This is a genomic window from Methylophaga sp. UBA5088 (assembly GCF_002414625.1).
GTDB lineage: Bacteria > Pseudomonadota > Gammaproteobacteria > Nitrosococcales > Methylophagaceae > Methylophaga > Methylophaga marina.
This window is the reverse complement of the sequence record NZ_DIAC01000097.1, coordinates 46,520-46,800: the sequence shown is the minus strand read 5'-3', so window position 1 is coordinate 46,800 and position 281 is coordinate 46,520. Positions and strand designations below refer to the sequence as shown.

Below are 281 nucleotides of genomic sequence, written 5' to 3'. Positions count from 1 at the left end.
AAGGTGGGGTTATTGTCTTCAATGCCAAATAAACCATAGGTATTATGGTCAACTTCGGCTTTTGGTGTCGCGGTTAAACCAATCAACAAGGCATCAAAGTAAGCAAAAATAGACTTGTATTTCTGATACACCGAACGGTGAGCTTCATCGACAATAATCAGGTCAAAATGTCCCACACCGTAAAAACGGTTATCCGTATCTCGCAGTCCATCAATTCGATTCATGATGGTGGGGTAAGTCGAAAAAACTAAGCGAGTGCTTTTATCTTCTTTTTCTTTGGT

1 protein-coding gene is annotated in these 281 nt (G+C 40.2%); it reads right to left on the bottom strand.

Going from position 1 to position 281, the window contains the following annotated elements; genetic code table 11:
• Window positions 1-281 (bottom strand): DEAD/DEAH box helicase family protein (locus B4K20_RS12185; protein WP_289283079.1); only part of this gene is annotated, 281 nt, incomplete at both ends.